General features: G+C 51.6%; 9 protein-coding genes. 2 read left to right on the forward strand and 7 right to left on the reverse strand.

Translation table 11 applies throughout. From position 1 onward, the window contains the following. Positions 1-228 precede the first annotated feature (228 nt). On the reverse strand, positions 229-1803 hold the full coding sequence (guaA, locus tag ACEN2G_RS03410; protein WP_442020064.1) for a glutamine-hydrolyzing GMP synthase: 1575 nt from the start codon (positions 1801-1803) through the stop codon (positions 229-231). Positions 1804-1908: 105 nt separating this feature from the next. After that, positions 1909-3372 carry an IMP dehydrogenase gene (gene guaB, locus ACEN2G_RS03415; protein WP_442020065.1) on the reverse strand — a complete coding sequence of 488 codons (1464 nt, stop codon included), beginning with the start codon at positions 3370-3372 and terminating at the stop codon, positions 1909-1911. 158 nt (positions 3373-3530) lie between these two features. On the opposite strand from guaB, the gene xseA reads away from it, so the two are divergent. Beyond that, positions 3531-4874 (forward strand): exodeoxyribonuclease VII large subunit, encoded by a 1344-nt coding sequence (xseA, locus tag ACEN2G_RS03420; RefSeq protein ID WP_442020066.1) that lies wholly within the window; start codon positions 3531-3533, stop codon positions 4872-4874. A 657-nt stretch (positions 4875-5531) separates the two neighbouring features. Next, entirely contained in the window at positions 5532-6650 is a 1119-nt protein-coding gene (locus ACEN2G_RS03425) for a transporter substrate-binding domain-containing protein (protein WP_442020067.1), read from the forward strand. A 160-nt stretch (positions 6651-6810) separates the two neighbouring features. On the opposite strand, the gene ACEN2G_RS03430 is transcribed toward ACEN2G_RS03425, so the two are convergent. The 5 genes from ACEN2G_RS03430 to sucA all read right to left on the reverse strand — a co-directional run bounded on the left by ACEN2G_RS03430 (position 6811) and on the right by sucA (position 14901). After that, positions 6811-8424 carry a methyl-accepting chemotaxis protein gene (locus ACEN2G_RS03430; protein ID WP_442020068.1) on the reverse strand — a complete coding sequence of 538 codons (1614 nt, stop codon included), beginning with the start codon at positions 8422-8424 and terminating at the stop codon, positions 6811-6813. 270 nt (positions 8425-8694) lie between these two features. Continuing rightward, on the reverse strand, positions 8695-9570 hold the full coding sequence (sucD, locus tag ACEN2G_RS03435) for a succinate--CoA ligase subunit alpha (RefSeq protein WP_442020069.1): 876 nt from the start codon (positions 9568-9570) through the stop codon (positions 8695-8697). 4 nt (positions 9571-9574) lie between these two features. After that, entirely contained in the window at positions 9575-10741 is a 1167-nt protein-coding gene (gene sucC, locus ACEN2G_RS03440) for an ADP-forming succinate--CoA ligase subunit beta (RefSeq protein WP_442020070.1), read from the reverse strand. A 77-nt stretch (positions 10742-10818) separates the two neighbouring features. Next, positions 10819-12072: a 2-oxoglutarate dehydrogenase complex dihydrolipoyllysine-residue succinyltransferase gene (gene odhB, locus ACEN2G_RS03445; protein WP_442020071.1), complete on the reverse strand. Its 1254-nt coding sequence runs from the start codon at positions 12070-12072 to the stop codon at positions 10819-10821. Positions 12073-12090: 18 nt separating this feature from the next. Then, positions 12091-14901: a 2-oxoglutarate dehydrogenase E1 component gene (gene sucA / locus ACEN2G_RS03450; protein WP_442020072.1), complete on the reverse strand. Its 2811-nt coding sequence runs from the start codon at positions 14899-14901 to the stop codon at positions 12091-12093. Positions 14902-14999: the final 98 nt, after the last annotated feature.

Below are 14999 nucleotides of genomic sequence, written 5' to 3' on the forward strand. Positions count from 1 at the left end.
AAATTATCTACGCCAACTCGCTTAAACCGCATCCATGCGGCGCTCGTCAAATGCCGTCCCTGGCATTTGACGGTTGGCTACGATAATGTCCTGCTACCTCTTTCAATATTTGGGAGTCGTCTGTTCGCTGACGCCTTACTCTTCCCCCAACACATTTTAAGCATAAAAAAGGGCGCCTAGGCGCCCTTCTGTTTTGTGGTCAGCAAACGCCCTATTCAGGCAGCTGGCTTATTCCCACTCAATGGTCGCTGGTGGCTTACCAGAGATGTCATACACCACGCGTGAAATGCCATCTACTTCATTAATGATCCTGTTAGATACATGGCCTAAGAAGTCATAAGGCAGATGCGCCCAATGGGCAGTCATAAAGTCGATGGTTTCTACGGCGCGCAACGACACTACCCAGTCGTACTTACGGGCATCGCCCATAACGCCGACCGAGCGCACTGGCAAGAACACGGTGAAGGCCTGGCTCACCTTGTTATACAAGTCGTGCTTATGCAGCTCTTCAATGAAGATGGCATCGGCACGGCGTAACAGGTCGCAGTATTCTTTCTTCACTTCGCCCAATACCCGCACACCTAGGCCTGGGCCTGGGAACGGATGGCGATACAGCATGTCGTATGGCAGGCCAAGTTCTAGGCCGATGCGACGCACTTCATCTTTGAACAGCTCTTTGAGCGGCTCAACCAAGCCCATCTTCATGTCGGCAGGTAACCCGCCCACGTTGTGGTGAGACTTGATCACGTGCGCCTTACCGCCGGCACCTGCAGACTCAATAATGTCTGGGTAGATGGTGCCTTGCGCCAACCACTTCACGTCTTCAATTTTGCCGGCGTATTCGTCGAACACTTCGATAAACACGCGACCAATGATCTTACGCTTGGCTTCTGGCTCGGCTTCACCGGCCAGAGCAGACAAGAACCTGTCTTCTGCGGGTACATGAATAATATTGAGACCAAAATGATCACCAAACATATCCATAACTTGGGTGGCTTCGTTTAAGCGCAATAAGCCGTTATCCACGAACACACAGGTCAATTGTGGACCAATGGCGCGGTGTAACAGCATAGCGGTAACAGATGAATCCACACCACCCGACAGACCTAAGATAACCTTGTCGCTGCCTACTTGCTCACGCAAGCGTGCCACGGCGTCGTCGATAATGGTGGACGGCGTCCACAGTGCTTCACAGCCACAGATATCGTGAATGAACTGCTCCAGCATACGCGCGCCTTGGCGAGTATGGGTCACTTCTGGGTGAAACTGTACGCCGTAGAACTTGCGCTTTTCATCGGCCATAGCGGCGAATGGGCAGCTGCTCGTTTGCGCCACTTTCTCAAAGCCTGCTGGCAAGCTCACCACTTTATCGCCATGGCTCATCCACACATCGAGTAACGGCTGACCGTTAGCGTCGATGGCGTCTTCAATATTGGCCAACAAAGCACAGTCGGCTACGCGTTGTACTTGGGCGTAACCAAACTCACGCTCAGTTGAACCGGCTACAGAGCCGCCTAACTGCTCGGCCATGGTTTGCATGCCGTAACAAATGCCGAATACCGGCACGCCGGCTTCAAACACATATTGCGGTGCGCGTGGGCTGTTAGCTTCGGTAACGGACTCAGGCCCCCCAGACAAGATAATGCCGTTTGGTTTAAAGTCGCGGATTTTGGCGTCGGTTACGTCCCATGGCCACAACTCACAATACACGCCCAACTCCCGAACGCGACGGGCAATCAGTTGCGTATATTGCGAGCCGAAATCCAAGATCAGGATCCGGTTATCATGAATATTTTTGATCATCGTCTTCCTACTCATTACTTCATAGTCATTACAGAGACCGCCTGTGGGGGGGCAAACGGCCAGAGAAAAACGGGGGTTATCGGCCCCCGTCTACTGCTTTTAAGATCAACCCAAACGGTAGTTAGGGGCTTCTTTGGTGATGGTCACATCATGCACGTGCGATTCTTGAATGCCGGCGCCGGATATCTTAACAAATTCTGCTTTGGTGCGCAGACAATCTATGGTGGCACTGCCGGTTAATCCCATGGCACTGCGCAGGCCGCCCATTTGCTGATGAATAACTTCCTTCAGCTTGCCTTTGTAAGGCACTCGGCCTTCGATGCCTTCCGGTACTAATTTGTCGGCGGCATTGTCGGTCTGAAAATAGCGGTCGCTGGAGCCTTTGCTCATGGCGCCTAAGGATCCCATACCTCGGTAAGACTTAAAAGAGCGACCTTGGAATAATTCAATTTCGCCAGGTGACTCTTCGGTGCCCGCAAACATGGAGCCCATCATCACGCAGTGCGCGCCTGCCGCCAAAGCCTTGGCGATATCACCAGAAAAACGAATGCCGCCATCGGCAATCACAGGAACATCCAAGTGCTTAAGCGCTTCTACCGCATTGGCTACCGCACTAATCTGTGGCACCCCACAACCGGTCACAATACGGGTGGTACAAATGGAGCCAGGGCCGATACCCACTTTAACGGCACTGGCGCCCGCTTCGGCTAATGCCAAGGCTCCGGCTCCCGTTGCCACGTTACCGCCGACAATGGCCAAATCGGGGAAAGCACGGCGCGTTTCACGAATGCGCTCGAGTACGCCTTCGGAATGACCGTGAGAGGAGTCGATTAACAGTACGTCTAAACCGGCTTCAACCAGCGCCTTAATGCGCTCTTCGTTACCCGGAGCGGCACCCACGGCGGCACCTACGCGCAAGCGACCTTGAGCATCTTTACAGGCGTTAGGTTTGCTTTCGGCTTTTTGGAAGTCTTTGGCGCTGATCATGCCAGTCAGTTGACCGTTTTCGCCAATCACCAGCACTTTTTCGATGCGGTGTTGTTGCATCAAAGATTCAACTTGGTCACGAGAGGCGCCGGCTTTTACGGTCACTAAGCGGGACTTTTCGGTCATCACTTCATCGACGCGCTTGCTCATGTCTTGCACGAAGCGTATGTCACGGCCAGTGATAATACCTACTAAATCACCTTGGGATGTCACGACTGGGTAACCGGCAAAGCCATTGATCAGGGTTTGCTCGCGCACATCACCTATGGTCATTTCTGGGCGCACGGTAATGGGGTCTGACACCACGCCGCTTTCGAATTTTTTCACCTTGCGCACTTGGCCCGCTTGGGCTTCGATGGACATATTCTTGTGAATAAAACCGATACCGCCTTCTTGCGCCAAAGCAATCGCGAGATCGGCTTCGGTTATGGTGTCCATGGCAGCAGAAACAATAGGAATGTTGAGCGTAATGTCTTTTGTAAGGCGAGTTTTGAGGTCAGCAGTGTTGGGCAGTACGGTAGAATGGGCAGGAACTAACAGCACATCATCGAAGGTTAAGGCGTCTTGAATTATTCTTAGCATCGCAATATTCACCATATTTGGGGGGTAAAAATATTGCAGTAGAATTTTAGGCATGTCGGCCTTGTCGGTAAAGCTATTTTTGTTATTTTTGCCAATAAAGCGCAAAATAGCCGTTAACAGGGCTTACTTTCACCTGAAGATTCTCTTACGAGGCCATTTTGCAGCCAGATACATCAAATAAGGTTTACACGGTTACCCACCTCAATCGCCATGCCCGTTTGTTGCTCGAAGGCGAGCTAGGCACTGTGGCCATTAGCGGTGAAATTTCTAACCTCAGCATTCCCACTTCGGGTCATTGGTACTTTTCGCTAAAAGACAGCCAATCGCAGCTACGGTGCGCCATGTTTAAAGGCAATAACCGCAGCGTGGCCTTTCGGCCGAAAAACGGCGATCAGGTACTGATCTTCGGCAAAGTGACCTTGTATGAGCCCAGAGGTGATTATCAGCTGGTAGCGCAAACCATGGCCCCCGCCGGTGAAGGCTTGCTTAAACAGCAATATGAAGCGCTCAAGCAGCGCCTGTTTGAGGAAGGCTTGTTTGCGGACTCACTGAAACAAGCACTGCCGCCCCACCCCACGCGTATCGGTATTATTAGCTCGCCGACCGGTGCCGCGCTGCAGGATATTTTAAGCGTACTGGCCAGGCGCGCACCGCATTTGCAGGTAATTATTTACCCTGCCCAAGTGCAAGGTGAGCCGGCGGCGGCGCAGTTAATAGCGGCATTAGCAGCCGCCAACCAAAGAGCCGAAACCGACGTGCTGATCTTGGCCCGCGGTGGCGGATCATTAGAAGACTTATGGTGCTTTAACGATGAGCGCCTAGTGCGCGCCATCGCCGCCTCGCACTTGCCAGTAGTCAGTGCCGTGGGTCACGAGGTGGACTTCACCTTGAGTGATTTTGTGGCGGACCTGCGCGCGCCCACGCCCTCTGCCGCCGCCGAGCTGATTAGCCGCGATGGTGATGCGCAGCAAGCGCAATACCAGCAGTGGCAGCAGCGTTTGCAGCAAGCCCAGCGCCGTTATCTGCTCCAAAGCCGACAATTGCTGGAGCGCTTGCACGCCCGCTTACGGCGCCAACATCCGCGCCAGCAGTTGCAGCAACAGGCCCAACAGCTGGATCAGCTGCAGGTCAGATTGCACAGGGCCTTTCGCCAATGTCTCACTCAAGCTCAGCAACGCTTGGCGCAAAGCCAACTGCGGTTAAACCATCAGCATCCGGCGCAGCAGTTACAAGGCAGTAGGCTAGCACTGCAGGCCCTGCAAACACGCTTGCACACCCAGATGCACACTCGTTTGCAACGAAACCAGCATCAACTGGCATTGGCGGGCTCAAGGTTAAATGCCATTAGCCCGCTGGCTACCTTGGCACGCGGTTACAGTATTACCCAGCATAACGCCCAAGTGATCACGGCAGCCAGCCAAGTGCAAGTAGGCGATACATTGCGCACCCGTTTAGCCCAAGGTGAAGTGGTCAGTCGCGTTGAGCAGGTAGTCGCGAAATAGCGTTTGCGCCGAACATTAAAAATAAGAGCCAGTTCTTAGTTTCCTTGCCAGTACTGAATCTGTAACTGTATTTTGTAGTCTAGCGCTTTAGCTGCTAGTCCCGTCTTAGCGGGAATGTTTAAATGCTGCTGCTTCGCAGAACCCGCAGCGTAAGCGCGGACTACAGAAGAGCCGTGTGTCTCTTTGACTTACCGCTACCTGATTACGTATGAACCTCAGCCATAATGCACCCTGTTTCGGTTTGTTCTTTGTAGCGGCCCAATTTATTCGGCAGGCCAGCTCTGCTGGCTGTTACTGAGGTTTAGATTTAAACCAAAACACCAAACCGGGCCGAATAAATTGGCCCCTACAAGGTCAAAATACCAAACTGAGCCTCATATTCTTTACCGAAGAGGCGGAACCTACCTGTAACATATTGAATTCATTGGTGCTGAGTTCACTGAAACATGGCTGAGCTTTGTGGGTAATCAGGTACCGCTAACGGCTTAACGCTATGTTTTAGCCCTGCTGCGGTTCAAATTTACGGCCCGAGTCGGTATTCTGCACTTGGATCTTATTTTGCTGCTCCGCTCATTACCTCATTTTCGGCTGTTTAGAGTCGTCATTTTTTACCCACCACACCTACTATCGGAAAGGCCTCTTTCGGCCCATAACGCCATGTCTATCAATACCCAATGTAGAAAAATAATTTTTTATCTGTTGTTTACTACCCTAGGCCTGTCGGCCCAAACTCATGCTCAAGAACAGGAGCAGCCTCTAATTCAAGAACAAGTGCCGGCACAAGCGCCTTTAAAAGTGGGCATCACGGCTGTGCCGCCGTTTGTGATGCAAAAAGAGAACGGTGACTGGGAAGGCATCAGTATCGATCTCTGGCAAGACATCGCCAAAGGCATGAATCGCGAATATGAATGGCTGCCCATGAGTTTTAGTGAACTGCTAGAGGCAGTAGAAGCGGGTAAGGTCGATGTAGCCGTAGGCGCACTCACCATGACCGCCGAGCGCGATACGCAGTTCGATTTTAGCCATCCTTTTTATCAAACCGGCTTATCGATTGCGGTGCCAGAAGTGCCCGCGCACAGTTTATTAGCCAGCTTTAAGGCCTTTATCAGCTGGCAGTTTTTAAGCGTGATATTGGCCTTAGCAGCCCTGTTGTTAGCGGCAGGTTTTTTGTTGTGGTTGGCGGAGCGGCGTAAAAACGCCGAGCACTTTGGTGGCAGCGCGGCACAAGGCATAGGCGCCAGTTTTTGGTGGGCTGCGGTCACCATGACCACGGTCGGTTACGGCGACAAGGCACCCACTTCTTTTGTTGGGCGCTTAATTGGTGTGGTGTGGATGTTTGCCGGCTTGATCATGGTCGCAAGCTTTACCGCCGCCATTACCACCTCGCTTACCGTGAATAATCTGCGCACCGGTATTCAAAGCATTAGTGACTTACCCGGTAAGCTAGTGGCCACCATTCCCGACACCGCCAGCCAGCGTTATCTAGAAGAGGGTCATATTCGCTATCAAACCTATCCCGATTTAACTACCGCCATGCAGTCGGTCATTAACGGCGACACTGATGCCATCGTCTACGACCGCGCGCTTTTGCAATATCGTAACTTGCAGTTGGGCCAAAACCTCAGCCTGTTACCCGGCGTATTTGCTCAACAACTGTATGCACTGGCGATGCCCAACGGCAGCCCACTGCGCGCACAGGTTTCCCAAGAAGTATTGCGCGTCACAGAAGATAGCAGCTGGAGCGACATACAGGCGAGTTATCTGGGCAAGGAATAAGCTAGAAGCTAGAAGCTAGAAGCTAGAAGCTAGAAGCTAGAAGCTAGAAGCTAGAAGCTAGAAAAATCTAACCGCAATCCTTGAGTGGATAAAAACAAAAAACCGAGCGTTTAGGCTCGGTTTTTATTTACTCATTCGCGGCTAGTACTAAATGCTGTGCTTAGCTTTGCAATTGATAGTGGCTGATCATGTCCTCTAGCACTTGGCACTCGTTCACTAGCTGCAGGCTAGACTGAGCCGCAGCGGTAGACTGTATCAAGGTTTCGCCAGATGAGTCACGCACACGGGTGATGTTGTAACTCACTTCAGCACACACTGTGCTTTGTTCGTCCGCCGAGGCAGAGACCAAGGCATTCAGCTCGTTAATGCGCGCTACTTGCTCGATAATCGCCTGCAGTGAGTCCATGGCGGCTTGAGTGCTGGCTACGCTGCTTATCGCTTGGGCATCGGCCTTAGTAATGGCCAACACAGCTTCTTTGGCTTCGCCTTGCAAAAGATTGATCATGCCGGTGATTTCTTGGGCCGACTGCTGGGTGCGTAAAGACAGGGTGCGTACCTCATCCGCCACCACCGCAAAGCCACGACCTGATTCACCGGCCCGCGCCGCTTCAATCGCGGCGTTCAATGCCAGCAAGTTGGTTTGCTCCGCTATGCCTTTGATCATGTCGAGCACCTTATCCACTTGGTTACAACGACCATCCAGGGTGCGGATCACCTGATCGATGCGGCCAATCTCGCCATTAAGCTCGGTAATACCCGCCACAGCGACCTGAGCCTGATCACTGGCATTCAGTGCGAAGGCGTGACTCTGCTGAGAGGTCTCAGAAGTTAAACGGGCATTTTCCCTTACTTCGCGAGCCGAGGCTTCCATCTCATTGACTGCCGTGGCAATCATGGCGGTTTCTTGGTCTTGGGCCCGCACCGAGCCATCGGTTTGCTCGGCACCTTGCTGAATATTGTCTGCCGCCGTATAAATGCGCCCGGTTACCTGCTGCACTTCGCGCAAGCTCGCCTGAAAACTGCTTAATAAGCCATTAATGGCACCCACTAGCCCGCCTAACTCGTCTTTGCCCAGCGGCACTAAACGTGTGGTTAGGTCGCGGTTTTTTGCCACTTGTTGTAGGCGTTGGCTGATATTAAGAATGGGACTTTTTAAGTAATAATTTTGAATGAGCCATAAGATTAAACCGGCGACCAGCATCACAATTAATAAAATACCCCCAAGACGAAAATTATTGGCGCGAATTTGGCCAAAGGTATCGCTTAAGTCATAGCTAATACGCACCGCGCCCATCACAGTGCCTTCCGCCACTTGATGACATTGTAAGCAGGCAGTGCCGCGATACTCTTGAAAGGCTTTATAAGGCTTAACTAACGTTAGGTAAGGCGTGGCATCGTCTAAATGTAAGTCGAGCACGGTTTCGCCCTGCTCAATAGCGCGTCTGTCCAGATCATCTTCTATGCCTTGGTCGGGCGCGCCAGGTCCAAATAAGTCACTGACTGCCGGTGCGCGGATCACGCGAGCCTGCTGAATACCCAGCTCTTCTTTAACTTTGGTCTGGACCAAGGCTCGCTTATGGATCACGCCGTTTTCCATCAACACGTTCAGCTGATCCATATAAAGATTGGCGGTGGTTTCTATTTTTTCTTCCGCCAATTGCAAGGCTAAAGTGCGCTGTAATTTAGTCGAAACAAAAAAGCACAACATAAAGACCAAGGCAAATGTCACCAATAGTGGTAACAGTATTTTCCAGTTTAAAGACAGATTACGCATCTAAAAAGATCTCATATGACACTCAGGTAAAGTATTCTAGATGAATGATGCAATTAATAAATATCGAACACTGAATTCATTGATCCAGATCATACCCAAAAGGTTCTATTTTAATGTCAAGATATATTAAGGTTGTATGGCCAGCAAATTGGCAATTAAGCAGCCATAAAAAAGGAGCCCTTAGGCTCCTTTGCATCTATCTATATCAAGACTAGCTGCATTAACATATGCGGCATAAAACGTCCGGCCTACGCCAGTTTAACGGGCTATTTATTCCCAGCCGGTCACTTCGCGCAGTGCACTACCTATGTCGGCCAATGAACGCACGGTTTTTACGCCGGCGTCTTCGAGGGCGGCAAACTTTTCATCTGCCGTACCCGTACCGCCTGAGATAATAGCGCCCGCATGGCCCATGCGCTTACCCGCAGGTGCGGTAACACCGGCGATGTAAGACACTACAGGCTTAGTTACATGAGCTTTAATGTAGGCGGCCGCTTCTTCTTCAGCCGTGCCGCCAATTTCACCTATCATGACGATGGCTTCAGTTTCTGGATCGTTTTGGAATAATTCCAAAATATCGATAAAGTTCGAACCCGGAATAGGGTCACCACCAATGCCCACACAGCTCGACTGGCCAAAACCTTCGTCTGTGGTTTGCTTTACCGCTTCATAGGTCAGGGTGCCAGAGCGCGAGATAATACCGACGCGACCTTTGCGATGAATATTGCCCGGCATGATGCCGATTTTACACTCACCGGGCGTAATAACGCCGGGGCAGTTAGGGCCTATCATGCGCACGCCTGTTTGCTCAAGCTTCACCTTAACGTCCAGCATATCCAAGGTAGGAATGCCTTCGGTAATGGTCACAATCAGCTCAATGCCCGCATCTATCGCTTCTAAGATGGCATCTTTGCAAAAAGCCGCTGGCACATAAATAACGGTGGCGGTGGCACCTGTGGCTGCAACCGCTTCGCGTACCGTATTAAATACTGGCAGGCCTAAGTGAGTGGTGCCGCCTTTGCCTGGCGATACGCCGCCCACCATTTGCGTGCCGTATTCGATGGCTTGCTCAGAATGAAAAGTACCTTGGCCGCCGGTAAAACCTTGGCAGATCACCTTAGTGTCTTTATTAATTAAAATACTCATCTGTTTATTTCCCTTGTGCGGCGTGAACCACGCGCTCGGCGGCGTCGCTTAGGCTGGTGGCGGCTATGATGTTAAGTCCAGACTCGGCCAGTTTGGCCGTGCCGGCGGGAGCGTTATTGCCCTCAAGCCGCACCACGACAGGTACTTTTACGCCCACCTCTTTCACCGCACCAATAATGCCGTCGGCTATCATGTCGCAGCGCACTATGCCGCCAAAGATATTCACCAACACCGCCTTCACGTTCGGATCCGAGAGAATAATTTTAAAGGCTTCGGTCACCCGCTCTTTGGTGGCACCACCGCCCACATCCAAGAAGTTGGCCGGTGAGCCACCATGCAGATTGACGATATCCATGGTGCCCATGGCAAGGCCTGCGCCATTCACCATGCAGCCAATGTTGCCATCGAGCGCCACATAGTTCAGCTCAAAGGAGGCGGCGTGAGCTTCACGAGCGTCATCTTGGCTGGGATCGTGCATTTCTTGTAATTTTGGCTGGCGATACATGGCGTTAGAGTCAATATTGATCTTGCCATCTAGGCACAACAAGTCGCCCGCTTCTGTGATCACTAACGGATTCACTTCTAATAGCGCAAAGTCTAGGTCGGTAAACATCTGACCTAGCCCTAAAAATATCTTGGTAAATTGGTTTACCTGTTTGCCTTCTAGTCCCAACTTAAAAGCCAGTTCTCGGCCTTGATAAGCTTGCGGACCCACTAGCGGATCTATGGCCGCCTTATGAATTAATTCTGGCGTTTCTTTAGCCACTTTTTCTATTTCTACCCCACCTTCGGTGGAGGCCATAAACACCACACGGCGCGAGCTGCGGTCAACCACGGCACCCAAATACAATTCTTTGGCAATGCTGCTGCAAGCTTCCACTAAAATTTTGCTCACCGGTTGGCCTTTGGCATCGGTTTGGTAAGTCACCAACTGTTTGCCCAGCCACTGTTCGGCGAAGGCACTGACTTCTCCTTTCGTCTTAGCCAATTTAACGCCGCCCGCCTTACCTCGGCCGCCGGCATGAACCTGACATTTAACCACCCACATACTACCGCCGAGTTTATCGGTGGCATCCACTGCTTCCTGTGGAGTGTCACATGCATAGCCTTTTGACACGGGTAACCCGTAGTCAGCAAACAATTTTTTTGCCTGATATTCATGCAAATTCATGTTGTGTTTCCGTTTGTTTGAGGGTTTTAGAGTAAAAAGAAGGTCGGCACTTAAGGCCGACCTTATTATTATTATTGTTACACGTCTAACAGCAGACGCGTTGGATCTTCGAGTAGCTCTTTAATCGAGACCAAGAAGCTAACTGACTCTCGGCCATCTATCATACGATGGTCGTAAGACAGCGCCAGATACATCATAGGCTGAATAACCACTTGGCCATCCACCGCCATGGGTCTGTCTTCTATCTTGTGCATGCCTAAAATGGCACTTTGTGGCGGGTTGATTATCGGCGTAGACATGAGTGAGCCAAATACACCACCGTTAGTGATAGTAAAGTTACCGCCCGTCATATCATCGACGGTTAGCTTGCCATCGCGACCTTTGATGGCCAGCTCTTTAATGCTCTTTTCTATGTCAGCCAGACTTAAGCGATCGCAATCACGCAGTACCGGTGTCACCAAGCCACGCGGCGTAGACACGGCAATGCTGACGTCGAAAAAGTTGTGATACACGATATCGTCACCGTCCAGTGAGGCATTCACTTCAGGGAAGCGCTTGAGAGACTCCACCACCGCCTTCACATAAAACGACATAAAGCCTAAACGCACATCGTGGCGCTTTTCAAACTGCTCTTGGTACTGTTTGCGCAGTGCCATAATCGGCCCCATGTTCACCTCGTTAAAGGTGGTCAACATGGCGGTGGTGTTTTTGGCTTCTAATAAACGCTCGGCCACACGCTTGCGCAAGCGACTCATGGGCACGCGTTTTTCAGTACGCTCGCCAACGTCGACGTTAGCCAAGGCCGCGCCAACAACTGCAGGGGCTGAGTTTGATGCGCTGGCCGCTTTTTTGCGGCCGTCTTTAATAAAGGCTTCAACGTCTTCTTTGGTGACGCGCCCGCCTTTGCCAGAGCCAGAAATTTGAGCGGCATCAATATTGTGCTCAGCGACTAAGCGACGTACCGCAGGGCTTAAGGTATCGTCATCCGCATTGGCCTTACTGTCTGCCTTACTGTCTACTTTAGCGTCTGTTTTAGCACCTGCTTTAGCGTCTGTAGCAGCTGTGGTTTCTTTCGTCGCTTCACCGGCGACGGCAACTACGCGTAAGCGCGCAATCACTTGCTCACCCAAGACGGTGGCGCCTTCTTCTTCGATAATGGCTTCTAAAATACCGGCTTCAGGCGCCGGTACCTCGAGCACTACCTTATCGGTTTCAATGTCGACGATTACTTCGTCGCGCTCTACCTTGTCACCGGGTTGCTTGTGCCAAGTGGCGATAGTGGCGTCGGCGACAGATTCAGGTAAAACGGGAACCTTGATTTCGATAGTCATCGATATGTCCTTAGTGCGTTAAGCTGTCAGCGTCAGTGCATGATCCACTAGCGCTTTTTGTTGTTGTAAGTGAACAGAGGTGTAACCCACTGCCGGTGAGGCCGACGCTTCCCGCCCGCTATAACTTAAGCGAGCCTGTGCCGGAATAGCCGCTCGGAAATGGTGCTGACTGCAATACCAAGCGCCCTGATTTTGTGGCTCTTCTTGGCACCATACAAAATCGGTTACGTGTTGGTAATCTTCTAAAATTGCATCCACTTCTTGTTGTGGGAAAGGATAAAGCTGCTCTATACGAATAATGGCCACGTCGGTTTGTTCGTTCTTGCGCCGTGTTTCCAGCAAATCGTAATACACCTTGCCCGAGCACAGCACTACACGCTTCACGCCTTTGGGATCCAGATCATCTATTTCGCCAATTGCATTCAAGAATGTGCCGTGGGCCAGGGTTTCTAAGTCTGAAACCGCCAAAGGATGACGCAACAATGACTTAGGTGACATCACCACCAACGGGCGGCGCATGGGGCGCAACACCTGACGGCGCAACATATGGAACACCTGTGCCGGCGTGGTGGGCGTGACCACCTGCATGTTGTGCTCGGCGCACAGTTGCAAGAAACGCTCGAGACGCGCACTGGAGTGCTCTGGGCCTTGGCCTTCGTAGCCGTGCGGCAACAAGAGCGTCAAGCCACACATGCGGCCCCATTTTTGCTCGCCGGAGCTGACAAATTGGTCAATCACCACTTGCGCGCCGTTGGCGAAGTCACCAAATTGCGCTTCCCAGATGGTTAAACCATCGGGCTCTGCGGTGGCATAACCGTATTCAAAGGCCATCACCGCCATTTCACTCAATACCGAATCAAATACCTGAAACTGGCCTTGGTTTTCTGACAAATGGCATAACGGCGTGTAAGTACTGGCGTCTTCTTGGTTATGCAGCACCGCATGGCGATGGAAGAAAGTGCCACGGCCCGAGTCTTGACCGGTTAAGCGCACTTCATAGCCTTTATCGCACAAGGTGGCGTAAGCCAACACTTCAGCAAAGCCCCAGTCAGCCAGCTTCTCACCTTTGGCCATCAGCTTACGGTCTTCGTAAATCTTGCCCACTTGACGCTGCAGCGGGTGACTTTCTGGATAATCGGTCACACGCTCGGCAATATCTTTAAGATCGTCCAGCTCCAAGCGGTCGTTATAGGGCATATCCCACTCGTGGTGCAGATACGGCGCCCAGTCGACGGTAACATTGTCGGTGTCTCGCCATTCTTTCACCACACACTCACCGCCATCGAGCGCATCACGATACTCGTTGATCATCACAGTGGTGTCTTCGGCACTAATAGTGCCGTTGGCAATCAGCTTATCCGCGTAGATTTTACGCGGCGTGGGGTGCTGTTTAATTTTCTTATACATCAAGGGCTGAGTGGCACTCGGCTCATCGGCTTCGTTATGGCCGTGGCGGCGATAACAAACCAAGTCTATCACCACATCGCGACCAAACTCGCTACGGTAATCCAGCGCCAGTTGGGTGACTTGCACAACCGCTTCTGGGTCATCCGCATTAACGTGGAAAATCGGCGCCTGCACCATTTTCGCAATATCGGTGCAATATTCGGTAGAGCGCGTATCTCTTGGATTAGAAGTAGTAAAGCCCACTTGGTTATTGATAACGATACGTACGGTGCCGCCCACGCCATAACCGCGAGTCAGCGACATATTAAAGGTTTCCGCTACCACACCCTGACCGGTAAAGGCCGAGTCACCGTGTATGGTAATGGGTAACACTTGGCGCCCGTCTGGGTTAGATAAGCGGTCCATGCGCGCGCGCACCGAGCCTATCACCACAGGGTTAACGATTTCTAAATGCGAGGGGTTAAAGGCCAGTGCCAAGTGTACGTTGCCACCCGGGGTTTCAAAGTCGGAGCTAAAGCCCATGTGGTATTTAACATCGCCTGAGCTTTGCACCTCGTACTTGCCGGCAAAGGCATCAAACAAATCTTGTGGGCGTTTGCCCAAGACGTTAACCAGCATATTTAAACGGCCACGGTGGGCCATGCCGATCACCACTTCTTTACCGCCAAGCTCGCCAAAACGGCGGATCAGCTCCTTGGTCATGGGCACCAAGGCATCGCCACCTTCTAACGAGAAGCGCTTAGCACCGGGAAACTTAGCCCCTAAGTATTTTTCTAGGCCTTCGGCGGCGTTTAAGCTCTCTAAGAAGCGCAGTTTGTCTGCTTTGCTAAACTTTGGCTCGCCGACCACAGTCTCAAGCTGGCTTTGGATCCAACGTTTTTCGCGAGTGCTGGTGATGTGCATGTATTCTGCACCAACCGAGCCGCAATAGGTTTTTTTCAGAGCCGACACTAAGTCTTTTAACACCATGGTCTCTTGACCGATGGCGTAGGAGCCCACGTTAAAGGTGGCATCCAAGTCTGAGCCCGTTAGGTTATGAAACGCCGGATCCAATTCGCTGACCAGCTTACGATCCCAAAGATTAAGCGGATCTAGGTTGGCATTTTGATGACCACGAAAACGATAGGCGTTGATCAATTGCAACACTTTAACTTGCTTGGCATCGGTATGCGGATCGCTGACCGGCGTGGCATAACGAGAAGTGTCTTTCGCCAGACGGCGAAAATAATCTCTTACCTGTGAATGAGGCAGATCCTCTACGTCGTTCTCTTGCGGCGGCAACTCGCGAAACACGACTTGCCATTGCTCAGGCACAGACTCAGGATCGGCCAAATAATCTTCGTAAAGGTCTTCGACATAGGTCGCATTGGCACCGGCCAGGTAAGAGGACTCCAGCCAGGCTTGCATAACGCCATTGTGCATTTTTATCCCTTTATAACGTCTCGACAGGGTTACTGTCTGGGTGTCGTCGAGTTAAGCCGCCCTATTGAGCGGCCATTATCTTGCTCATTGCTTAAATT

It is taken from the genome of Oceanisphaera sp. W20_SRM_FM3 (assembly GCF_052119705.1).
In the GTDB taxonomy this organism is placed as follows: domain Bacteria; phylum Pseudomonadota; class Gammaproteobacteria; order Enterobacterales; family Aeromonadaceae; genus Oceanimonas.